The sequence below is a fragment of the Achromobacter pulmonis genome, from assembly GCF_002885955.2.
Classification (GTDB): Bacteria; Pseudomonadota; Gammaproteobacteria; order Burkholderiales; family Burkholderiaceae_B; genus Achromobacter; species Achromobacter pulmonis_A.
Genome location: NZ_POQS01000001.1, coordinates 94,998 through 118,172 on the forward strand (window position 1 = coordinate 94,998; position 23,175 = coordinate 118,172).

At 66.6% G+C, this 23,175-nt stretch carries 15 protein-coding genes and 2 pseudogenes; 8 read left to right on the forward strand and 9 right to left on the reverse strand.

Annotated elements, in window-relative coordinates; all coding sequences use genetic code 11:
- Nucleotides 1–5: 5 nt before the first annotated feature.
- The gene (locus C1I89_RS00460; protein ID WP_102770866.1) at nucleotides 6–1,169 is read right to left on the reverse strand and encodes a GGDEF domain-containing protein; all 1,164 of its coding nucleotides are present in this window, start codon (nucleotides 1,167–1,169) and stop codon (nucleotides 6–8) included.
- Nucleotides 1,170–1,327: 158 nt separating this feature from the next.
- Here C1I89_RS00460 and C1I89_RS00465 point away from each other — a divergent pair, with 158 nt between their 5' ends.
- Nucleotides 1,328–2,059 (forward strand): pseudouridine synthase, encoded by a 732-nt coding sequence (locus C1I89_RS00465; RefSeq protein WP_102771801.1) that lies wholly within the window; start codon nucleotides 1,328–1,330, stop codon nucleotides 2,057–2,059.
- An 88-nt stretch (nucleotides 2,060–2,147) separates the two neighbouring features.
- Here C1I89_RS00465 and C1I89_RS00470 read toward each other — a convergent pair whose 3' ends face one another.
- Entirely contained in the window at nucleotides 2,148–3,053 is a 906-nt protein-coding gene (locus C1I89_RS00470) for a LysR family transcriptional regulator (protein WP_102770867.1), read from the reverse strand.
- Nucleotides 3,054–3,552: 499 nt separating this feature from the next.
- On the opposite strand from C1I89_RS00470, the gene C1I89_RS00475 reads away from it, so the two are divergent.
- From C1I89_RS00475 to adeC, 4 genes and pseudogenes are all read left to right on the forward strand, one after another.
- Nucleotides 3,553–4,749: an efflux RND transporter periplasmic adaptor subunit gene (locus C1I89_RS00475; protein WP_102770868.1), complete on the forward strand. Its 1,197-nt coding sequence runs from the start codon at nucleotides 3,553–3,555 to the stop codon at nucleotides 4,747–4,749.
- A 13-nt stretch (nucleotides 4,750–4,762) separates the two neighbouring features.
- Nucleotides 4,763–7,543 (forward strand): annotated as a pseudogene (locus tag C1I89_RS00480) (efflux RND transporter permease subunit); the annotation flags it as partial.
- Between the two features lie 14 nt (nucleotides 7,544–7,557).
- Nucleotides 7,558–8,037 (forward strand): annotated as a pseudogene (locus C1I89_RS00485) (efflux RND transporter permease subunit); the annotation flags it as partial.
- The gene (gene adeC, locus C1I89_RS00490) at nucleotides 8,034–9,497 is read left to right on the forward strand and encodes an AdeC/AdeK/OprM family multidrug efflux complex outer membrane factor (RefSeq protein WP_102770869.1); all 1,464 of its coding nucleotides are present in this window, start codon (nucleotides 8,034–8,036) and stop codon (nucleotides 9,495–9,497) included. The pseudogene C1I89_RS00485 and the gene adeC, both read left to right, overlap by 4 nt.
- Nucleotides 9,498–9,727: 230 nt before the next feature.
- On the opposite strand, the gene C1I89_RS00495 is transcribed toward adeC, so the two are convergent.
- The 6 genes from C1I89_RS00495 to C1I89_RS00520 all read right to left on the reverse strand — a co-directional run bounded on the left by C1I89_RS00495 (nucleotide 9,728) and on the right by C1I89_RS00520 (nucleotide 16,239).
- Complete coding sequence (locus C1I89_RS00495; RefSeq protein WP_102770870.1) at nucleotides 9,728–9,979, reverse strand: GlsB/YeaQ/YmgE family stress response membrane protein; 252 nt, start codon at nucleotides 9,977–9,979, stop codon at nucleotides 9,728–9,730.
- A gap of 100 nt (nucleotides 9,980–10,079) precedes the next feature.
- Nucleotides 10,080–10,694, reverse strand: coding sequence for an SCO family protein (locus tag C1I89_RS00500; protein ID WP_102770871.1), 615 nt, complete (start codon nucleotides 10,692–10,694; stop codon nucleotides 10,080–10,082).
- Nucleotides 10,695–10,806: 112 nt separating this feature from the next.
- On the reverse strand, nucleotides 10,807–12,873 hold the full coding sequence (locus tag C1I89_RS00505; RefSeq protein ID WP_102770872.1) for a M3 family metallopeptidase: 2,067 nt from the start codon (nucleotides 12,871–12,873) through the stop codon (nucleotides 10,807–10,809).
- Between the two features lie 140 nt (nucleotides 12,874–13,013).
- The gene (folD, locus tag C1I89_RS00510; RefSeq protein ID WP_102770873.1) at nucleotides 13,014–13,865 is read right to left on the reverse strand and encodes a bifunctional methylenetetrahydrofolate dehydrogenase/methenyltetrahydrofolate cyclohydrolase FolD; all 852 of its coding nucleotides are present in this window, start codon (nucleotides 13,863–13,865) and stop codon (nucleotides 13,014–13,016) included.
- A complete protein-coding gene (locus C1I89_RS00515) occupies nucleotides 13,862–14,488 on the reverse strand; it encodes a response regulator transcription factor (RefSeq protein ID WP_102770874.1) in 627 nt (208 codons plus the stop codon). Before C1I89_RS00515 ends, folD begins: the two co-directional genes overlap by 4 nt.
- The gene (locus C1I89_RS00520) at nucleotides 14,485–16,239 is read right to left on the reverse strand and encodes a PAS domain-containing sensor histidine kinase (RefSeq protein WP_043545732.1); all 1,755 of its coding nucleotides are present in this window, start codon (nucleotides 16,237–16,239) and stop codon (nucleotides 14,485–14,487) included. Before C1I89_RS00520 ends, C1I89_RS00515 begins: the two co-directional genes overlap by 4 nt.
- A gap of 355 nt (nucleotides 16,240–16,594) precedes the next feature.
- Here C1I89_RS00520 and aceE point away from each other — a divergent pair, with 355 nt between their 5' ends.
- Genes aceE through lpdA form a run of 3 tightly spaced genes read left to right on the forward strand, consistent with a single transcriptional unit; the run spans nucleotide 16,595 to nucleotide 22,774 of the window.
- A complete protein-coding gene (gene aceE, locus C1I89_RS00525; protein WP_102770875.1) occupies nucleotides 16,595–19,303 on the forward strand; it encodes a pyruvate dehydrogenase (acetyl-transferring), homodimeric type in 2,709 nt (902 codons plus the stop codon).
- 12 nt (nucleotides 19,304–19,315) lie between these two features.
- Entirely contained in the window at nucleotides 19,316–20,980 is a 1,665-nt protein-coding gene (aceF, locus tag C1I89_RS00530) for a dihydrolipoyllysine-residue acetyltransferase (protein WP_102770876.1), read from the forward strand.
- Nucleotides 20,981–20,992: 12 nt separating this feature from the next.
- A complete protein-coding gene (gene lpdA, locus C1I89_RS00535; protein WP_102770877.1) occupies nucleotides 20,993–22,774 on the forward strand; it encodes a dihydrolipoyl dehydrogenase in 1,782 nt (593 codons plus the stop codon).
- An 84-nt stretch (nucleotides 22,775–22,858) separates the two neighbouring features.
- Here the strand turns inward: lpdA and C1I89_RS00540 are convergent, their stop codons facing one another.
- Nucleotides 22,859–23,098 carry a hypothetical protein gene (locus C1I89_RS00540; RefSeq protein ID WP_102770878.1) on the reverse strand — a complete coding sequence of 80 codons (240 nt, stop codon included), beginning with the start codon at nucleotides 23,096–23,098 and terminating at the stop codon, nucleotides 22,859–22,861.
- Nucleotides 23,099–23,175: the final 77 nt, after the last annotated feature.

A 23,175-nucleotide genomic window follows, 5' to 3' on the forward strand; every position in this document is an offset into this window, starting at 1 on the left:
CGTTTTCATAGGTAATTACCCGCGTCGACCGGCGCGGACAGGCCAAGCGCGGCGCCGGCGACCGTGCAGTTCCGTCCTTTCCGCTTTGCCGCATAGAGCAGGTCGTCCGCGCGCTTCAAGGCGTGGGCCAACGGTTCCCCCGCCTGCACCAGCGTCACGCCCATGCTGGCCGTGAAACGCGAATTGGGCGCGTGCGGCGTCCAGCGCTGCGCCACGAAGTTCGCGCGGATCTCCTCGGCGACTGCGGCGGCGCGCTCCAGGCTGGTTCCCGGCAGCAGCACCAGGAACTCTTCTCCGCCCAGCCGGGCGGCGAAATTCCCTGCCTCTGCCGCCGTTCTGAGCAGGCCGCCAAATCGCGCCAGCACCATGTCGCCAAACGGATGCCCGAAGACATCGTTGATGCGCTTGAAATTATCGATGTCCGCCATGATCAACGCGGTCGGCGTGGCGGACCTGGCGACGGTGGTGAAAAGACCATCGAGGCCCTGTCGGTTCAGCAGGCCTGTCAACGCGTCGGTATGGGCTTGTTGGCGGTATTTCTCTATGGCGTCGTAGCTCGTCGCGATGAACACCGCGAACGTCAGGACGATGCTCCCCAGCAGCCCCGTGTATTGGATCAGGGTTCCCCAGACGGACGTCCTCCATTCGTCCATGGCGACAGGCGTCGGCGCGGCGATATACAGGATGCACTGTCCGGTCAGCACCAGCGCGATGAAGAGAAACGCGGCGGTGAGCACCTTGTCCGACGTGGTCGCGACCTGCCTTGCAAAGGAGACAGTGGCCCGCCAGATCACGAGCGCGCAACAGGCCTGGACGAAGAACGTCTCCAGTTTTGCGCTGGAGAACAGGACGACCGAGACGATCACCATCGCCGTCGAGGCCAGCAGGACCGCAATATCGATGTAGGGAGAGGGCGGTGCGCGGCGACGGCTCTGGAGCGCGCGACAGGCCAATATGACGCCGCCCAGAATGAACGCGTCCTCGACCACTTGTTTGTAAGGGGAAAGCGCGTTGGCCGGCACGAGCATGACGGCGTACCCGGTGCCCAGGCAGGCGAGGGCGCTGCCCCACCGGACGGTATTGAAGCCCACCATGCGCGCGGCCCAGAGTCCGATGGCGCACATCAGGATCGCCGCGGGCACGGACCATTCAAGCAGGGTTGCGGGCATAGACGGGTGAGACCGTGGAACGGATGCAGCAAATGTTGTGTCGGAAAAGATTACAGTGTGTAGCAATGTATCGCTAGCGGCCAACCGTCAAGGATTGCAAGCGATGCGGGCACTGGACCGGGTTTGGCCGCCTCGGGCCTGCGCTTACAATGCCGCCCATGGAAAAAGTACGTATCTCCAAGCTCATGTCCGAGCGTGGGCTGTGTTCGCGCCGCGAGGCCGACGCCTATATCGAGCGCGGCTGGGTCCGCGTGGACGGGGTGGTGGTGTCCGAGCTGGGCGCCCGGGCCTTTCCCGATCAGGTCATTACGCTGGAGCGCGCCGCGCAGGCGCGCCAGACCGCGCGCGTCACGATTCTGATCAACAAGCCGGTGGGCTATGTGTCGGGCCAGGCCGAAAAAGGCTATACGCCCGCGGTCGCGCTGATCGACGCCCGGTCGCGCTATGCGGGCGACCGCGAACCGCGCCGGTTCGAGCGCGGCCACCTGGACGGGCTGGCGGTGGCCGGCCGGCTGGACATCGATTCGCAGGGCCTGCTGGTGCTGACGCAGGACGGGCGCATCGCCAAGCACCTGATCGGCGAGGACTCCAGCGTGGACAAGGAGTATCTGGTGCGGGTGCAGGGCAGCCTGTCGGAGAACGGGCTGGCGCTGCTCAACCACGGCCTGTCGCTCGATGGCAAGCCGCTGCGCCCGGCGCAGGTGCGCTGGCAGAACAGCGACCAGCTGCGTTTCGTGCTGCGCGAAGGCAAGAAACGCCAGATCCGCCGCATGTGCGAACTGGTCGGCCTCAAAGTGGTGGGCCTGAAGCGCGTGCGCATCGGGCGCGTGGCGCTGGGCGACCTGCCGCTGGGGCAATGGCGCTACCTGCGCGAAGACGAGCGTTTCTGAACGCCGGGCGGCGCGGCCCGATTGGTCGTGTGCGCCGACATCTGTAGTCGGGACCCGCCAGTTTTTTCAGTCTGTTTCCGGCACAGGCTTATGTCATCAAACCGGGAGTATCCTTCGCCTGCCCGCTGCTTCCCAGGCGCTCCATCAGGAATTCGATGAAGATCCGGGTCTTGGCGGGCAGAAGCCGGGTCTCGGTCACCGCATACACCGGAAACGGCCCCAGTTGCCAGTCCGGCAGCACACGCTGCAACTGGCCCGACTGCTGTTCGGCCAGTTGGCCACCCACCAGCACCGCGATGCCGGCCCCCAGCATGGCCAGGCGCCGCGCCATGGCCATGCCGTTGACGGAAAAGCGGTTGCCCGGCGTGAATTCGATGTGCTGAATGCCGTCGGTCAGCGGCCAGCGGGTCACCCGTCCTGCGCCTTCGGCGCGGAACTCGATGCACTCGTGGCGGGTCAGGTCGCTGGGGTGCCGGGGTTCTCCGTGCTTCTCCAGGTATTCGCGCGAGGCGTACAGGTAGGCGGGCAGCATGCCCAGCAGCCTCGCGATCTGCGTCGAGTCGGGCAGTTCGCCGATCTCGATGGAAACATCGCAGGTCTGGAACACGCGCGAAGCGTGATCCGGATTGGCCAGGTCCAGGAAAAACGTGACGTCGGGGTAGCGGCGGGAAAACTCCATGAACGATTCAGCCAGGAAGTCCGTGCCGAAATCCGCGGGCATGTTGACCCGCAGCGGCCCGGCCGGCGTGTCCACCAGGTTCTGCAGTTCCTCGTGGGCGATCTGCGCCTCGGCCACGATGCGCTGGCAGCGTTCGAAGTACAGGCGGCCGGCGTCGGTCAGCTCGACCTTGCGGGTGGTGCGGCTCAGCAGCCGCAGCCCGACCGAGCGCTCCAGGTCGGCGACCTGGCGCGAAAGCGTCGATTTGGGCACCCCGAGGGTGGCCGCGGCGCGGCTGAAGCTGCGGGTTTTCGCGACTTCGACGAAAAGTTCCATGCCTTGCAAGCGTTTCATGGCGGAATTCTGTCATATCAAGGGCTTGGAAATTGTCCCATATATGGAATGAAGTTTTCTCTAGATGACTCTTTGTTTCTCGGGCGGGATAACGCAGAATGCGAGTTCTGCAATGCAGCAATGCGACAAAGCCCAGCCTGCGTGTTCTAGGCAAATCCATCCGGCCAATCCACGCGGACCGCGCGACAGCGGTCCCGGGGACGCGTTTTCTTCCGGGGCCCGCCCGGCAGGCGACGCCTACGGGCCGCAGGGCCCGCGCAGCGGGTGCGGCATGGGTAATTTTTTGGTTCATCGCAGAATAGCGTGGAGCGATTTGGCCAGATTTCGTACTCTTGAGGCCAGTTTCTGGTGTTCAGGAGGATCGGACGATGCTGGATCGCAAGCTGTTGGAGTCCCTGGGTGGCTGGGACGGCTATCGGGTGGATCGCGTGGTGTGGCCTGAAGGCGATGGGCGCACGGTGTNAAATCGGGAATGCAATCTATGAATAAGAACAGCGCTATGTGGCGCGGCGCGGCGATCGCCACGCTGACGGCATCGGCACTTACACTGGCGGCCTGCGGCAAGCAGCAAGAGGCCCCCCAGGCAGGCAAGCCACAGGTGACCGTGGTGACCCTGGCCACCCAACCGGTTTCCCTGACCACCGAACTGCCGGGCCGGACTTCGCCCTTCCGGGTGGCCGAGGTCCGGCCCCAGGTCAATGGCATCGTCCAGAAGCGCCTCTTCACCGAGGGCGGCGAGGTCAAGGCCGGGCAGCAGCTCTACCAGATCGATCCCGCGCTGTACCAGGCCAGCCTGGACAGCCAGCGCGCCGCGCTGGCGCGCGCCCAGGCGCAGCAGAAGACGGCCGCGCTGCTGGCCGAGCGCTACAAGCCGCTGGTGGCCACGCGCGCGGTCAGCCAGCAGACCTACGACAACGCCGTCGCCGCGCGCGACCAGGCGGCCGCCGACGTGCTGTCGGCGCGCGCCGCGCTGGACACGGCGCGCATCAACCTGGTCTACACCAAGGTGCTGTCGCCCATCGACGGCATCATCGGGCGCTCCACGGTGACCGAGGGCGCGCTGGTCACGGCCAACCAGACCGGGGCGCTGGCCACGGTGCAGCAGATCGATCCGATCTACGTCGATGTGACGCAGTCCACCGTGCAGCTGCTGCGCCTGCAGAACGCGCTGGCCAGCGGCGAGCTGAAGAAGGCCGACGGCGAACAGGCCGCGCTGGTGACGCTCACGCTGGAAGACGGTTCGCAATACGCGCAGCAGGGCAAGCTGCAATTCTCCGAAGTCACGGTCGATCCGGGCACCGGCTCGGTCACGCTGCGCGCGGTGTTCCCTAACCCGGACCGCCGCCTGCTGCCGGGCATGTTCGTGCGCGCCCGCCTGGCCGACGGCGTCGCCGCCGACGGTCTGCTGGTGCCGCAGCGCGGCGTGACCCGCAACCAGCGCGGCGTTCCGACGGCGCTGGTGGTCAACGCCAAGAACCAGGTCGAACTGCGTGAACTCAAGACCGACCGCGCCATCGGCGACAAGTGGCTGGTCACCGAAGGCCTGGCCGCCGGCGACAAGGTCATCGTCGAAGGCGTGCAGATGGTGCGCCCGGGCGTGGAAGTGATCGCCACCGAGGCCAGCGCCAAGGCGCCGCAAGCGGGGCAGCCGCAGGCGGCCGCCGCGGCGAAGCAGTAGTCAGGGAGCTCGCATGGCAAAGTTTTTCATAGATAGGCCGGTATTCGCCTGGGTGATAGCAATCGTGCTGATGATGGCCGGTGCGCTGTCCATCCTGGGGCTGCCGGTCGCCCAGTACCCCAACATCGCGCCGCCGGCCATCGGCATCGCGGTGACCTACCCGGGCGCCTCGGCGCAGACCGTGCAGGACACCGTGGTCCAGGTGATCGAGCAGCAGATGAACGGCCTGGACGGCCTGCAATACATCTCCTCGGAAAGCAATTCCGACGGCAGCATGTCCATCACGCTGACCTTCGCGCAGGGAACCAACCCCGACACCGCGCAGGTGCAGGTGCAGAACAAGCTGTCGCTGGCGCAGCCGCTGCTGCCGCAGGAAGTGCAGCAGCAGGGCATCCGCGTCACCAAGGCCACCAAGAACTTCCTGATGGTGGCCGGCTTCGTGTCCACCGACGGCTCGATGACCAAGGACGACCTGGCCGACTACGTCGCGTCCTACGTCCAGGACCCCATCAGCCGCACGCAGGGCGTGGGCGACTTCCAGCTGTTCGGTTCGCAGTACGCGATGCGCATCTGGCTGGACCCGGCCAAGCTGGTGAACTTCGGCCTGACCACGGTCGACGTGGTCAACGCCATCAAGGAGCAGAACGTACAGGTGTCGTCCGGCCAGCTGGGCGGCCTGCCGTCGGTGCGCGGCCAGCAGCTCAACGCCACCATCATCGGCCCGTCGCGCCTGGAGAAACCGGAAGACTTCGAGCGCATTCTGCTCAAGGTCAACACCGACGGCTCGCAAGTGCGCCTGGGCGACGTCGCCAGCATCGAGCTGGGCGGGCAGACCTACGCCATCGACAGCTACTACAACGGCAAGCCGGCCTCGGGCCTGGCCGTCAAGCTGGCGCCGGGCGCCAACGCGCTGGACACGGCGCAGGCGGTGCGCGACACCATCAACAGCCTGAAGCCTTACTTCCCGCCGGGCATGGACGTCGTCTATCCGTATGACACGACGCCGTTCGTCAGCCTGTCGATCCATGAAGTGTTCAAGACGCTGATCGAGGCCATCATCCTGGTGTTCCTGGTGATGTACCTGTTCCTGCAGAACTTCCGCGCGACCATCATCCCCACGCTGGCCGTGCCGGTGGTGCTGCTGGGCACGTTCGCGGTGCTGGCGGCGTTCGGCTATTCCATCAATACGCTGACCATGTTCGGCATGGTGCTGGCCATCGGCCTGCTGGTCGACGACGCCATCGTGGTGGTCGAGAACGTCGAGCGGGTGATGGCCGAAGAAGGGCTGTCGCCCAAGCAGGCGACGCGCAAGTCCATGTCGCAGATCACCGGCGCGCTGATCGGCATCGCCATGGTGCTGGCCGCCGTGTTCATTCCCATGGCGTTCTTCGGCGGCTCCACGGGCGTGATCTATCGCCAGTTCTCCATCACCATCGTGTCGTCCATGGTGCTGTCGGTGATCGTGGCCATCGTGTTCACGCCGGCGCTGTGCGCCACGCTGCTCAAGCCGATTCCCAAGGGCCATCACGGTTCAAAGAAGGGCTTTTTCGGCTGGTTCAACCGCAGTTTCGACCGCAGCAGCAACGGCTACGCCAACACGGTGGCGCGCGGCCTGAACCGCAGCAAGCGCCTGATGCTGATCTACCTGGCGCTGGTGATCGCCATGGGCTGGATGTTCACGCGCATTCCCACCGCCTTCCTGCCGGACGAGGACCAGGGCATTCTGTTCGCCCAGATCCAGGCCCCGGCCGGCTCGACGGCGCAGGCGACCCAGGCCGTCATCGACGACGCCACCGCCTATCTGCTGAACGAAGAGAAGGACGCCGTGGTGTCGGTGTTCGCGGTCAACGGCTTCAACTTCGGCGGCCGCGGCCAGAACGCCTCCATGCTGTTCATCAAGCTGCGCGACTGGGAAGAGCGCGGCGACGCCAGCTTGAAGGCCGGCGCCGTGGCGGCGCGCGCCAATGCGCACTTCGCCAAGACCGAGCGCCGCGCGCAGCTGTTCGTGGTGCCGCCGCCCGCCGTGATGGAGCTGGGCAACGTCACCGGCTTCGACTTCCAGCTGATGGACCGCGCCGGCGTGGGCCACGAGAAGCTGCTGGCCGCGCGCAACCAGCTGCTGGGCGAAGCGGCCAAGAGCCCGGTGCTGCGCGGCGTGCGTCCCAACGGTATCGAGGACGCGCCGCAATACCAGCTCGACATCGATCGCGAAAAGGCGCGCGCGCTGGGCGTGGCGGTGTCGGACATCAACGCCACGCTGGCCACCGCCTGGGGCTCGTCGTACGTCAACGACTTCATCGACCGCGGCCGCGTGAAGAAGGTGTTCGCGCAGGGCGAGGCTTCCTCGCGCATGCTGCCGGAAGACCTGGACAAGTGGTACGTGCGCAACAAGGCCGGCGACATGGTGCCGTTCTCGGCCTTCTCCAAGGCCACCTGGAGCTTCGGCCCGCAGAAGCTGAACCGCTACAACGGCGTGCCGTCGTACAACATCCAGGGCCAGGCGGCGCCGGGCTACAGCTCGGGCGCGGCGATGGAGGAAATGGAGCGGCTGGCGGCCAAGCTGCCGGTGGGCGTGGGCTTCGAGTGGACCGGCCTGTCGTTCGAAGAACGCCTGTCCGGCGCCCAGGCGCCCGCGCTCTACGCGATTTCGCTGATCGTGGTGTTCCTGTGCCTGGCGGCGCTGTATGAAAGCTGGACCATCCCGTCGGCGGTGATGCTGGTGGTGCCGCTGGGCATTATCGGGGCGTTGCTGGCGACCATGATGCGCGGCCTGTCCAACGACGTGTACTTCCAGGTGGGCCTGCTCANACCATCCCGTCGGCGGTGATGCTGGTGGTGCCGCTGGGCATTATCGGGGCGTTGCTGGCGACCATGATGCGCGGCCTGTCCAACGACGTGTACTTCCAGGTGGGCCTGCTCACCACCATCGGCCTGGCGGCCAAGAACGCCATCCTGATCGTGGAGTTCGCCAAGGAGCACTACGAAGCCGGCGCCAGCCTGACGGAATCGGCCATCCACGCCGCCCGCCAGCGCCTGCGTCCCATCCTGATGACGTCCATGGCGTTCATCCTGGGCGTGACCCCGCTGGCGATCTCCACCGGCGCCGGCTCGGGCAGCCAGAACGCCATCGGCACGGGCGTGATCGGCGGCATGCTGACCGGCACCTTCCTGGCCATCTTCTTTGTTCCGGCCTTCTTCGTGGTCATGCTGCGCGTGTTCAAGGTCAAGCGCATGAGCGAAAACGTCGACGAGCACGACGCCAGCGCCACGGAAGGACAATCGCAATGAAATACCCGATGAGAACCTTGCTGTCTGTATCCCTGGCGGCGGCCCTGGCGGGCTGCTCACTGGCCCCGACCTACGAACGGCCGGAGGCGCCGGTCGAGTCGGCCTATCCCACCGGCGCGGCCTACGACTTGGCCCAGCCGGCCGACGCGGGCGGCCTGGCCACGGCCGATATCGGGTGGCGCGACTTCTTCGAAGACCCGCTGCTGCAGCAGCTGATCGAGCAGTCGCTGGCCAATAACCGCGACCTGCGGGTGGCGGCCCTGAACGTCGAGGCCGCGCGCGCGCAGTACCGCATCCAGCGCGCCGACCTGATGCCCAGCGTCGGCATCGCCGGGCAGGAGAGCGCCCAGCGCACGCCGGCCGACCTGTCGCCCAGCGGACGCGCCACCACCAGCCACAGCTACCAGGTGGGCGCCGCGATGTCGGCCTGGGAGCTGGACCTGTTCGGCCGCATCCGCAGCCTGAGCGACCAGGCGCTGGAGACCTATCTGGCGCTGGACGAAACGCGCACGGCGGCGCAGCTCACGCTAATCGCCGAGGTGGCCAACGCCTACCTGACGCTGCGCGCCGACCAGGAACTGCTGGCGTTGACCCGCGACACCCTCAAGAGCCAGGAGGATTCCTTCAAGCTCACCCAGCAGAGCTACGACCAGGGCCTGTCCACGGCGCTGGACCTGAGCCAGGCCGAAACCTCGCTGCGCACCGCCCAGCGCAACCTGTCGCAGTACACGCGGCAGGCCGCGCAGGACCGCAACGCGCTGGTGCTGCTGGTGGGCCAGCCGCTGTCGCCCGAAATCACCGCGGCGCTCGACCAGGCCCAGCGGCTGGACGACGGCATGCTGCCGACCACGCTGCCGGCCGGGCTGCCCTCGGACCTGCTGGTGCGGCGTCCGGACATCCGCGCCGCCGAGCACCAGTTGAAGGGCGCCAACGCCAACATCGGCGCGGCCCGCGCGGCGTTCTTCCCGACCATCAGCCTGACCGGCTCGGCCGGCACCGCCAGCGCCAGCCTTGGCGGCCTGTTCGAAGGCGGCTCGGGCGCCTGGAGCTTCGTGCCCCAGATCACGATGCCGATCTTCGCCGGCGGCTCGCTGCTGGCTGGCCTGGACCTGGCCAAGGTGCAGAAGAACATCCAGGTCGCGCAATACGAGAAAGCCATCCAGACCGGCTTTCGCGAAGTGGCCGACGCCCTGGCCGGGCGCGGCACGCTGGACGAGCAGATCGAGGCCCAGCGCCTGCTGGTGGCCGCCAACCAGCGCGCCTATGACGCGTCCGACCAGCGCTTCCGCCAGGGCATCGACGACTACCTGAGCGTGCTGGACTCGCAGCGCTCGCTCTACAGCGCGCAGCAGGCGCTGGTGGAGACCCGGCGGGCCCGCCTGTCCAACCTGGTCACCTTGTACAAGGTGCTGGGCGGGGGCTGGACGGAACGCACCGCGAGCGCGCAGGCGGGGTCCTGATGGGTTTCGCGCGATCGAGTCCGGGGGGTTTGGCTGCAGGGTGCCGCGCTGCACCCATCCTACGATTGGCGGCGCTACCTGCGTAGGATGGGTGCAGCGCGAGACCTGCTAAGCAAGAACCCGGACATCCACCGCGCGAAACCCATCAGCCGGCGCCAGCCGGCAACACCCTCTACAAAAAAAACGGGGCTGGTCGAAAGACCAGCCCCGTTTTTCATCCATTCATACCGTCAAGCCCGTTTCTTGGCGATCAGGCCCACCACGAACAGCACGATGATCGCGCCGACGACCGATCCGATCCAGCCGGCCGGTTCGCCGGGGGCGTACCAGCCCAGCGATTGCCCGAGGAAGCCGGCGACGACGGCGCCGATGATACCCAGAATCGTGGTCATGATGATCCCCATGTTCTGGTCTCCGGGCATGATGGCGCGGGCGATCAGGCCCACGATGAACCCGACGATGATCATGATGATGATGCTCATGCGCGTACTCCTTACTAGAGTAAAAGGGGGCAGTGTGCACAGATGATACCCATGCCCGGGTCGCGCCGGCTGTAACAACAAGTATGCGGCGCGCGCCGGCTCAGGAAGTCAGCTCGATCAGCTGGCGCACATCCTTGGTCAGCGCCTCGACGCTGTCGGTGTCCGAGGCCAGCAGGCGGGCCTTGCCGTCCTTGTCGAAGATGTACACGCCGCGGCTGTGGGTGACCTCGTACATGTCGGCGTCGTCGCCCGGGCGCGGCTTTTCGATCTGGTAGGCCACGCGGTAGCGGCGCGCCAGGTCGGCGATCTGCTTTTCGTCGCCGGTCACGCCGATGGCGTTGCTGTTGAAGGCGTTGACGTAGGCCTGCAGGATGTCGGGCGTGTCGCGGTGCGGGTCCACGCTGACGAACAGGATGCGCACGTCCTTGGCCTCGTCGCCCAGGTTCTGCAGCACGGCCGTCAGTTGCGCCATGGTGGTGGGGCAGATGTCGGGGCAGCTGGCGTAGCCGAAAAACAGCAGCACGGTCTTGCCCTTGAGGTCGTCGCTGCTGACCGTTTTGCCGCCCGCGCCGGACAGCGAGAATTTCAGGTCGGGCAGGTGGCCCTTGACGTTGTAGAGGGTCCAGTCGACGTTTCTTTCGCCGCAGGCGGCAAGGAATACGCAGAAAGCCAGCAGCAGGCCACGCCAGGCGCGGCCGGAAATGAGGTGTCGCATGAGTCCAAAGGCCGGTTGCAGGGTAAACCTCTGGATTCTACCCGCAAGCCGTGACCGCAAAATACAAACGGCCCGCGCGCGGCGGGCCGTCAGGCGTCGTGGCGTCGTGGGATCAGGCCGGCGTCATGCCGCTGTGGCGCAGCAGCGCGTCGATGCGCGGGGCGCGTCCGCGGAAGGCGGCGAAGGATTCCGCCGCCGGGCGCGAGCCGCCCACGGCCAGCACCTCGCGCCGGAAGCGCGCGCCGGTGGCGGGGTCCAGCGTGCCCAGCGCGTTGCCGGCCTGCAGGGCGGCGGCTTCCTCGAAGGCCTCGTAGGCGTCGGCCGACAGCACCTCGGCCCACTTGTAGCTGTAGTAGCCGGCGCCGTAGCCGCCGGCGAACAGGTGCGAGAAGGCATGCGGGAATCGGTGCCAGGCCGGCGGGAACAGCACCGCCACTTCCTTGCGCACTTCCTGCAGCAGATCCATCACCTCGGCGATCGAGGCGCCGGTGGCGCGGTCGTGCATCAGCATGTCGAACAGAGCGAACTCGATCTGGCGCACCGTCTGCATGCCGCTCTGGTAGTTGCGGGCGGCGACCAGGCGGTCGTAGAGCGCGCGCGGCAGCGGCTCGCCGGTGTCGACGTGGGCAGACAGCTTCTGCACCACGGCCCATTCCCAGCAGAAGTTCTCCATGAACTGCGAAGGCAGTTCGATGGCGTCCCATTCCACGCTGGCGAAAGCGGCCGCGCCCGGCTCGTCGACCTCGGACAGCAGGGCATGCAGCGCGTGGCCGGTTTCATGGAACAGCGTGATGACGTCGTCGTGGGTCAGGACCGCGGCCTTGTCGCCGTTGGGGCGCGAGAAATTGCAGGTCAGGTAGGCGATGGGCGTCTGCAGGCGGCCGGCCACGACCCGGCGGGTGCGCTCGCTGTCGACCCAGGCGCCGCTTTGCTTGCCGGCGCGCGCGTACAGGTCCAGGTACAGATGGCCGATGAGCTTGCCGTCCGGGCTTTCCACGCGCACGCCGCGCACGTCGGCATGCCAGGACGAGACCGGGGTTTCCTGCAGGCGCACGTCGAAAAGCGTCTCGATGACCTCGAACAGGCCGGCCAGCACGCGCGGTTCGGTGAAATACTGCTTCACCTCGTCCTCGGAATAGGCGTAGCGCGACTCGCGCAGGCGTTCCGAGGCAAAGGGCACGTCCCAGGGCTGCAGTTCGTCCAGGCCCAGTTCGGCGCTGGCGTAGGCCTTGAGTTCGGCCAGGTCGCGTTCGGCGAACGGCTTGGCGCGCGCGGCCAGGTCGCGCAGGAACACGGTGACTTCGCGCGCGTCACGCGCCATGCGGGTCTGCAGGCGCAGCGCCGCGAACGTGCCCAGGCCCAGCAGGCCGGACTCTTCGGCGCGCAGCGCCAGCAGTTCTTCGATCAGCGGGGAATTGTCGTAGCGCGCGTCGCCCTGTTCGGAGGCCACCGTGCCGTAGCCGCGGTACAGCGCCTCGCGCAGCGAGCGGTCCTGCGCGTACTGCATCACGGGCAGGTAGCAGGGCATTTTCAGCGTCAGCTTCCAGCCCGGCTTGCCGTCTTCCTCGGCGGCGGCGCGGGCCGCGGCTCGCACGTCGGCGGGGATGCCGGCCAGGCGCGATTCATCCTCGACCAGCAGCGACCAGGCGTCGATCGCGTCCAGCACGTTCTCGGAGAACTTCTGCGAAGCCTGGGCCTCGCGGTCGGAAATGGCGGCGTAGCGTTCCCGGTCGGCGCCCTGCAGCTCCACGCCGCTGAGGCGGAAGTCGCGCAGCGCCATGTCGACGATGCGGCGGCGCACCGGCGTCCAGGACGCGAAATCGGGGGCGGCGGCCAGGCGCTGGTATTGCTTGTACAGGCCTTCGTGCAGGCCGACCCAGGTGGAGAATTCGGTGACCAGGGGCAGGGCGGCGTTGTAGGCCTCGCGCAGCTCCGGCGTATTGACCACGGCGTTCAGGTGGCCGGCCACCGACCAGGCGCGCCACAGGCGTTCCGAGGCGGTGTCCAGCGGCTCGACCACGGCTTCCCAGGTCGGCGCCAGTTGCGGGTCGGCGGCCGCGTCCACGGCCTGGCGGGCGATGCCCAGCAGCTGCTCGACGGCCGGCACGATGTGCGCGGGCTTGACGGCCGCGTAATCGACGAGGTCGGAGACTGGGGCGAGCAGGGGATTCTGGGTCATGGTGTTACAGGCGGGAAAGGGGTGAACGGCGCCCGGGCGCCGGCAAGGGCATGAGAATCAGGTGAGGGCGATCTGCCCGAACGCAAGGGCAGATCGCAGGACAGGCGCCGCGGCCAGGGCGGCCGCCGGCGCGCCGGCCGTCAGGCCGCGGCCCGTTCCGCCGCCTCGACGGTATTGACCAGCAGCATCGCGATGGTCATGGGGCCCACGCCGCCCGGCACGGGCGTGATGGCGCCGGCCACTTCCTTGGCGGAAGCGAAGTCCACGTCGCCGCAGAGCTTGCCGTCGGCGCCGCGGTTGATGCCCACGTCGATGACGACGGCGCCGGGCTTGATCATCGAGCCGTCGATCATGCCGGGCTTGCCGGTGGCGACCACCAGCACGTCGGCGCGGCGGGTCTGCGCCGCCAGGTCGCGCGTCTTGGAGTTGCAGATGGTGATGGTGGCGCCGGCCTGCAACAGCAGCATGGCCATCGGCTTGCCGACGATGTTGCTGGCGCCGACGATCACGGCCTCGGCGCCGCGCAGCGCCACGCCTTCGGATTCCAGCATCTTCATCACGCCGTAGGGCGTGCAGGGGCGGAACAGCGGCTGGCCGGTCATGAGCAGGCCGGCGTTGCTGATGTGGAAGCCGTCCACGTCCTTCTCGGCCGCGATGGCCTCGATGACCTTGTGCGAGTCCATGTGCTTGGGCAGCGGCAGCTGCACCAGGATGCCGTGGATGGACGGATCGCGGTTCAGTTCGCCGATGCGGGCCAGCAGTTCGGCCTCGGTCATGTCGGCGGGATACTGCTCTTTCACGGAATGCAGGCCGGCCTTTTCGCAGGCGGCGACCTTGTTGCGCACGTAGACCTGGGAGGCGGGGTCTTCGCCCACCAGCACCACGGCCAGGCCGGGGCGGGTGCCCTTGGCGGCCAGGGCGGCGACGCGTTGGGCGACTTCTTCGCGGATGCGCTGCGACAGGGCGGCGCCGTCAATAATCCTGGCTGTCATGCATGAGCCTCGGGTTTGGCCAAGGCCACTTTCATCAAATCTGCAACAGTGGTCACTTCAAGTTTTTCCATGATGTTGGCGCGGTGCGCCTCGACGGTCTTGATGCTGATGCCCAGGTCGTCGGCGATCTGCTTGTTCAAGCGGCCGGCGACGATGCGCTCCAGCACCTGTTGCTCGCGCGCGGTCAGGCGCGCCAGCATGGCTTCGTGGTCCTTCTGGGCCTGGTGCTTGCTGACGCGCTGCGTCGCCTGCTCCAGCATGCGCGCCACGATTTCGCGCAGATCGGATTCGTTGAACGGCTTTTCCAGGAAGTCGACCGCGCCTTTCTTCATGGTGGACACGGCCATGGGCACGTCGCCGTGGCCGGTGATGAAGACGATGGGCAGCGGCGCATTGCGGGCGATCAGCTGTTCCTGCAGTTCAAGGCCGCTCATGCCGGGCATGCGCACGTCGGCGATCAGCACGCCGACCTGGCTGGCGTCGTAGTCTTCCAGGAACGATTCGCCGCTGGCGTAGGCGCGAACGCGGTAGCCATTGGCCTCCAATAGCCAGCGCAGCGAATCGCGTACCGCTTCGTCGTCGTCGACAATGAATACCGTGCTCGACAGGGGGGGCGTGTTCATGCGTGCAACTCCTCGGACTGATCGTTCTGGGCCTGCGTCTGGGTCGCAGCGCAGGGCAGGGTAAAGCGGAAGATGGTGCCGCCGGCGGGGTTGGGGTCTGCCCACAGGCGGCCGTGGTGCGATTCGATAATGGTACGGCAGATATTCAGCCCCATGCCCAGGCCCTGGGTCTTGGTGCTGAAGAAGGGTTCGAACAGGCGCTCGGGCTCGGCCAGGCCGTGGCCGCGGTCGACCACGGCCACTTCGATATGCTGGTCGTGCAGGATCACGGCGACCTTGAGCTCGTCGGATTCGCTCTTTTCCATGGCCTCCAGCCCGTTCTTCAGCAGGTTCAGCAGCACCTGCTCGATCAGGATGGGGTCGGCCAGCACGTCCGGCGCGTTCGACGGCACGAAGCTGTCGATGCGGATGCGGCGCTTGCGCGCGTCGATCTCGGCGAAGCCGATGGCGTTGTCGACGATGCGGCCGATGGCCACGCGCTGGCGGCGCGGCTCGCTGCGCTTCACGAATTCGCGGATGCGGCTGATGATCTTGCCGGCGCGCTCGGCCTGCGAGGCGGCCTTTTCCAGCGCCGGCAGCAGCATGTTGGGGCTGGTGTGGCCTGCCTTGACCAGGGCCACCGCGCCCATGCTGTAGTTGGCGATGGCGGTCAGCGGCTGGTTCAGTTCGTGGGCCAGCGAGGAGGCCATTTCGCCCATGGTGGTCAGGCGGCTGGTGAGCTGGATCTTCTCCTGCTGCACGCGCGAGGCTTCTTCGTGGACGCGGCGCTCGGTGATGTCGCGCGCCACCTGCATGCGCACGCGGCGCCCGTCGGTCCAGGCCAGCATGCGGTGGTGCACCTCGAACCAGCGCTGCACCGAAGGCGCGAAGACTTCGACCGACTCGTCGGTGAAGCGGCCGCGGCGGCCGGCCAGCAGCTCGTCGTGGCCGCCGGTCTGGGCGCCGAAGACGCGGCGGTAGGTGCGGTTGGCGAACAGCAGCTCCAGGCCGTCGTGGGTGTCGGCGGTGACCGAGATGGCGTCGTCCAGGCCTTCCAGCACCGTCATGAAGCGTTCATGCGCGGCGGTCAGCGCCTCGCGGATGCGCTTGGGTTCGGTGATGTCGGTCATGGAGGTCATCCAGCCGATCTGGTTGCCGTTGGGGTCGAGCAGCGGCGAGACGTACATGCGGGCGGTGAAGCGAGAGCCGTCGCGGCGCTGGGCCTCGACTTCCAGGCCGCTGCTGGGCGTCTTGCCCGACATCAGCACGTCCAGCGTGTGCTGGTGCTGCTCGTGGCGGCCCGGCACCCAGTAGGGGAAGGGCGGGCTGCGGCCGATCAGGTCGGCCTCGTTCCAGCCGATCATGCGGCAGAAGGCCGGATTGACATAGGCGATGCGGCCTTCCATGTCGAGCACGCGCATGCCGGTGGACATGGAGTTTTCCATGGCCCGGCGAAAACCCGTTTCCGCGATCAGCGCGGCCTCGGCCGACGAGCGAAAGCGCGTATAGCGCCACAGCATCAGCAGGCTGATGACGATCACGCAGGACAGCGCCAGCACCACCCAGATCAGGCGCTGCTGGCGCATTTCCTGGTCGATCGTCACGAACATGACGCTGTCGTCGTGGATGCGCTGCAACCAGAAGAACACCGCCATCACGCAGATATAGAGGATCAGCACCATGGCGGGCGTGACCCAGTACACCCCGCGTCGGCGCGTGCGGGCGTGGTCGTGGAACGGCGTGGGTATATTGGACTTGGGCGCGCTGGACATGGAATTCGGGCCAGATAGACCGGGCATTTTAGTGCCTATTGGCGGTGAATTGCCGGGAATCGACACCTCCTTTTGGAGGACATATCCAAAGGGATGAAAAGATGGCGTTCAGCTTCCGGTCAATTTTCCATATTATGAAATGCCGTACCGCAACATGAAATTTTCCTTGCGACCGGTTATCCTTCCTTCTTAGAATGCCGGCTGATAGGGAACCCCTGACCGGGCCCCTGGCAGCTCTCTGTACACCCCGACCCATGCATGACATGGTAGCCCGGATGATCCCGGCTACCATGGCATGTCCGCGAGCAGACAAGAAGCGGGTGTGGTCACGAACGAACCCAACAGGAGACACACGATGTCCTCTTTCGCCCAGGCTGGCGCCGTGCAGGCCGCCAACGACGAAGACACCCTAGAAACCCAGGAGTGGCTCGAAGCCCTGGCGGCAGTCCTCGACCGCGAAGGACCGCAGCGCGCCCACTACCTGCTCGAACGCCTGATCGATGAGGCGCGCCGTTCCGGCGCCCACATCCCGTTCTCGCCCAACACCGCCTACGTCAACACCATCCCGCCCGGCCTGGAGCCGGCGCATCCGGGCAACCTGGAACTGGAAGCCCGCATCCGTTCGTACGTGCGCTGGAACGCCATGGCCATGGTGGTCAAGGCCAACAAGCACAACCCGCCCGACGGCGGCGACCTGGGCGGCCACATCGCCTCCTTCGCCTCGCTGGCCACCATGATCGGCTGCGGCCAGAACCACTTCTGGCACGCCGAGGACGAAAACCACGGCGGCGACCTGGTCTACTTCCAGGGCCACACCTCGCCCGGCATGTACGGCCGCGCCTACCTCGAAGGCCGCCTGACCGAAGACCAGCTCAACCACTTCCGCCAGGAAGTCGACGGCAAGGGCCTGTCCTCGTACCCGCACCCCAAGCTGATGCCGGACTTCTGGCAGTTCCCGACGGTGTCGATGGGCCTGGGCCCGCTGATGGCCATCTACCAGGCGCGCTTCCTGAAGTACCTGCACGCCCGCGGCATCGCCGACACCAGCAAGCGCAAGGTCTGGGTGTTCTGCGGCGACGGCGAAATGGACGAACCCGAGTCGCTGGGCGCCATCGCCCTGGCCGCGCGCGAAAAGCTCGACAACCTGATCTTCGTGATCAACTGCAACCTGCAGCGCCTGGACGGCCCGGTGCGCGGCAATGGCAAGATCATCCAGGAACTGGAAGGCGACTTCCGCGGTTCGGGCTGGAACGTGATCAAGCTGATCTGGGGCGGCTACTGGGACCCGCTGCTGGCCCACGACAAGGAAGGCATCCTGCGCCAGATCATGGAAGACACCGTGGACGGTGAGTACCAGGCGTACAAGGCCAACGACGGCAAGTTCGTGCGCGAGAACTTCTTCGGCAAGCACCCCAAGCTGCTGGAAGCCGTGTCGCGCATGAGCGACGAGGACATCTGGCGCCTGAACCGCGGCGGCCATGACCCGCACAAGGTGTTCGCGGCCTTCGACGCGGCCACCAAGCACGAAGGCCAGCCCACCGTGATCCTGGCCAAGACCATCAAGGGCTACGGCATGGGCCACGTCGGCCAGGCCAAGAACCCGACCCACCAGCAGAAGAAGCTGGAGCTGGATTCCATCCGCGAATTCCGCGACCGCTTCGCCATCCCCATCCCGGATGACAAGCTGGCCGATCTGCCGTACTTCAAGCCGGCCGACGATTCCCCCGAAATGAAGTACCTGCACGAGCGCCGCGCCGCGCTGGGCGGCTACCTGCCGCACCGCCGCCAGAAGGCCGACGAGCAGCTCAAGGCCCCGGCGCTGGACGCCTTCAAGGCCGTGCTGGAGCCCACCGCGGAAGGCCGCGAAATCTCCACCACCCAGGCTTTCGTGCGCATCCTGAACCAGATCCTGCGCGACAAGGAACTCGGTCCGCGCGTCGTGCCCATCCTGGCCGACGAATCGCGCACCTTCGGCATGGAAGGCCTGTTCCGCCAGATCGGCATCTACGCGCCGGAAGGCCAGAAGTACACCCCGGTCGACAAGGACCAGGTCATGTACTACAAGGAAGCGGCCGACGGCCAGCTCCTACAGGAAGGCATCAACGAAGCGGGCGCCATGAGCTCGTGGATCGCGGCGGCCACGTCGTATTCCTCGAACAACCGCATCATGATCCCGTTCTTCATCTACTACTCGATGTTCGGGTTCCAGCGCATCGGCGACCTGGCCTGGGCGGCCGGCGACATGCAGGCGCGCGGCTTCCTGCTGGGCGGCACCGCCGGGCGCACCACGCTCAACGGCGAAGGCCTGCAGCACGAAGACGGCCACAGCCACATCCTGGCCTCGACCATCCCCAACTGCGTCTCGTACGACCCGACCTTCGGCCACGAACTGGCCGTGATCATCCAGCATGGCTTGAAGCGCATGGTGGAAGACCAGGAGAACGTGTACTACTACCTGACGGTGATGAACGAAAACTACCCGCAGCCCGGTCTGACCAAGGGCGACGAGGAAGGCATCATCCGCGGCATGTACAAGCTGAAGTCGCACGGCAAGGGCAAGAACCGCGTGCAGCTGATGGGCTCGGGCACGATCCTGCGCGAAGTGCTGGAAGCGCAGCAACTGCTGGAAGCCGACTGGGGCGTGGCCTCCGACGTCTGGAGCGTCACCAGCTTCACCGAGCTGCGCCGCCACGGCCTGGACGCCGAGCGCCACAACATGCTGCACCCCGAGGACAAGAAGCCGCAGGTCGCCTACGTCACCGAACAGCTGGCCGGCACGGAAGGCCCGATCATCGCGTCGACCGACTACATGAAGCTGTACGCCGACCAGATCCGCCCCTTCATCCCCAAGGGCCGCGAATACAAGGTGCTGGGCACCGACGGTTTCGGCCGTTCGGACTTCCGCTACAAGCTGCGCGAGCACTTCGAAGTGGATCGCCACTTCGTCGTCCTGGCCGCGCTGCGCGCGCTGGCCGATGAAGGCAAGGTGCCCGTCGCCAAGGTGGCCGAAGCCATCAAGAAGTACGGCATCAACCCGAACAAAGCCAACCCGCAATACGCCTGAGGGTAAAAAGACATGAGCGATATCGTGCAAATCAAGGTTCCCGACATCGGCGACTTCAAGGAAGTGGAAGTCATCGAGGTCCTGGTTGCGGTGGGCGATACGATCAAGGCCGAACAAAGCCTGATCACCGTCGAGTCCGACAAGGCCTCGATGGAGATCCCGGCCTCGCAGGGCGGGGTGGTGAAGTCCATCAACGTCAAGGTCGGCGACAAGGTTGCCGAAGGCACGGTGGTGCTGGAAGTGGAGGCCGCCGACGGCGCCGCCGCGCCGGCCGCCAAGGAAGCCCCGAAGCAGGAAGCGCCCAAGGCCGAATCCCAGCCCGCCGCCGCGCCCGCGGCCAAGGCCGAAGCCGCCGCGCCGGCCGCCGCCAGCGGCCCGGTCGAGATCCAGGTGCCCGACATCGGCGACTTCAAGGAAGTCGAAGTCATCGAAGTCATGGTCCAGGTCGGCGACACCATCAAGCCCGAGCAAAGCCTGATCACGGTCGAGTCCGACAAGGCCTCGATGGAAATCCCGGCCTCGCAGGGCGGGGTGGTCAAGGAAGTGAAGGTCAAGGTCGGCGACAAGGTCGCCAAGGGCTCGGTCGTGGCCGTGGTGGAGGGCGCTGCGCCCGCCGCCGCCCCGGCCGCCAAGGCCGAAGCCGCGCCGGCGCCTGCCGCCAAGGCTGAAGCCGCGCCCGCGCCGGCGGCCGCCGCCCCGGCTCCCGCCCAGCGTCCGGCCCCCACCGCCGCGCTCGAAGACGCCAACCTCAAGCCGGGCCAGCTGCCGCACGCCTCGCCGTCGGTGCGCAAGTTCGCCCGCGAACTGGGCGTGAATCTCAGCAAGGTCAAGGGCACCGGTCCCAAGGACCGCATCACCGCCGACGACGTGCGCGCCTTCGTCAAGCAGGCGCTGGCCTCCGGCGCCACCGCGGCCGCCGCGGGCGGCTCGGCCGACGGCGCCGCGCTGGGCCTGCTGCCCTGGCCCAAGGTCGACTTCACCAAGTTCGGCCCGATCGAAGCCAAGCCGCTGTCGCGCATCAAGAAGATCTCGGGCGCCAACCTGCACCGCAACTGGGTCATGATCCCGCACGTCACCAACAACGACGAAGCGGACATCACCGACCTGGAAGCGCTGCGCGTCACGCTGAACAAGGAAAACGAAAAAGCGGGCATCAAGGTCACGATGCTGGCCTTCCTGATCAAGGCCGTGGTCGCGGCCCTGAAGAAGTTCCCCGAGTTCAACGCCTCGCTCGACGGCGACAACCTGGTGCTCAAGCAGTACTACCACATCGGCTTCGCCGCCGACACGCCCAACGGGCTGGTGGTACCGGTGATCCGCGACGCCGACAAGAAGGGCATCCTGCAGATCGCCCAGGAGATGACCGAGCTGTCCAAGAAGGCCCGCGAAGGCAAGATTTCCCCCGCGGAAATGCAGGGCGGCTGCTTCTCGATCTCGTCTTTGGGCGGCATCGGCGGCACCTCGTTCACGCCCATCATCAACGCGCCCGAAGTGGCCATCCTGGGCGTGTCGCGCTCCTCGCACAAGCCGGTCTGGGACGGCAAGCAGTTCGTGCCGCGCCTGATCGTGCCGCTGTCGCTGTCCTATGACCACCGCGTCATCGACGGCGCCGCGGCCGCCCGCTTCAACGCCTATCTGGGCGCCTTGCTGGCCGACTTCCGCCGCATCGCGCTGTAAACGGGGAGCCTCATGAGCAATACCGTTCAAATCAAAGTGCCGGACATCGGCGACTTCAAGGAAGTCGAAGTCATCGAAGTGCTGGTCGCCGTGGGCGATACCATCAAGGCCGAGCAAAGCCTGATCACCGTCGAATCCGACAAGGCCTCGATGGAAATCCCGGCCTCGCAGGGCGGCGTGGTCAAGTCCGTCAACGTCAAGGTCGGCGACAAGGTCGCCGAAGGCACGGTGGTGCTGGAAGTGGAGGCCGCCGACGCCGCCGCCGCGCCGGCCGCCAAGCAAGCTCCGAAGCAGGAAAGCCCCAAGGCCGCCGAAGCGCCCAAGGCGGCGCCTGCTGCGGCTGCCGCCGCGCCCGCCGCGGCCAGCTTCAAGGGCTCGGCCGACGGCGAATACGACATGCTGGTGCTGGGCGCCGGCCCCGGCGGCTACTCCGCCGCCTTCCGCGCCGCCGACCTGGGCCTGTCCGTGGTCCTGGTGGAACGCTACGACACCCTGGGCGGCGTCTGCCTGAACGTGGGCTGCATCCCGTCCAAGGCGCTGCTGCACAACGCCGCCATCATCGACGAAGCGCGCGAGCTGGCCGCCCACGGCATCAGCTTCGGCGAGCCCAAGATCGACCTGGACAAGCTGCGCGGCTACAAGGACAGCGTGGTCGCCAAGCTGACCGGCGGCCTGGCCGGCATGGCCAAGGCCCGCAAGGTCACCGTGGTGCACGGCGTGGGCGAATTCGCCGACCCCAACCACCTGACGGTCAAGGCCGCCGACGGCAAGACTCAGACCCTGCGCTTCAAGCAGGCCATCATCGCCGCCGGCAGCCAGTCGGTGAAGCTGCCGTTCCTGCCCCAGGACGACCGCATCGTCGATTCCACCGGCGCCTTGCTGCTGCGTGAAATCCCCAAGAAGATGCTGATCATCGGCGGCGGCATCATCGGCCTGGAAATGGGCACCGTGTACTCCACGCTGGGCGCGCGCCTGGACGTGGTCGAAATGCTCGACGGCCTGATGCAGGGCGCCGACCGCGACCTGGTCAAGGTCTGGCAGAAGAAGAACGCCGGCCGCTTCGACAACATCATGTTGAAGACCAAGACCGTCGGCGCCGAAGCCAAAAAGGACGGCATCTACGTCAGCTTCGAAGGCGAGGGCGCGCCCAAGGAGCCGCAGCGCTACGACCTGGTGCTCCAGGCCGTGGGCCGCAGCCCCAACGGCAAGAAGATCGGCGCCGACAAGGCCGGCATCGCCGTGACCGACCGCGGCTTCATCGAAGTCGACCGCCAGATGCGCACCAACGTGCCGCACATCTACGCCATCGGCGACATCGTCGGCCAGCCCATGCTGGCCCACAAGGCCGTGCACGAAGGCCACGTCGCGGCCGAGGCCGCCGCCGGCCAGAAGTCCTTCTTCGACGCCCGCGTCATCCCGTCGGTGGCCTACACCGATCCGGAAGTGGCCTGGGTCGGCCTGACCGAAGACGAAGCCAAGAAGCAGGGCGTCAAGATCGAGAAGGGCGTCTTCCCCTGGGCCGCCTCCGGCCGCGCCATCGCCAACGGCCGCGACGAAGGCTTCACCAAGCTCATCTTCGACGCTGAAACCCACCGCATCCTGGGCGGCGGCATCGTCGGCACCCACGCCGGCGACCTCATCAGCGAACTGGCCCTGGCCGTCGAAATGGGCGCCGACGTCGTCGACATCGCCAAGACCATCCACCCGCACCCCACCCTGGGCGAATCCGTGGGCATGGCCGCCGAAGTCGCCGAAGGCGTCTGCACGGACTTGCCGCCGATGAAGAAGAAGTAAGCAGGCGGCGGTTCGCCGCCGATGTTGCTGATAACGAGCGCCGGTTCCTGATTTGGGGGCCGGCGTTTGTTTTTTGAAGCGGTGTCAGGGGTTGGCTTGCTGGGGCTTGTTGATGGCCACAAATTGCCGCATTGCTACCGCGTCGATGGCTCCAGCCTCATGAAGCGTGGCAAGTTCGTCACGGAGCGAATCAATGATTTCGCTCGTGATGTCGACGTTCAGCCTATGAGCGAGAGCCGCCTCGGCGGACGGAACCTTGGCGTCTCTGAAACCGAGGTCCGGCGGTACGTTGTGGGTAGCATGAGGGGGTGTGTTGCGCACCATACATATCTCCTGGAAGCTCGGATCCTCAATCCAAACTATTCGAGTGTGGCGGCAAATACCAGGCAACGGCCCCGACG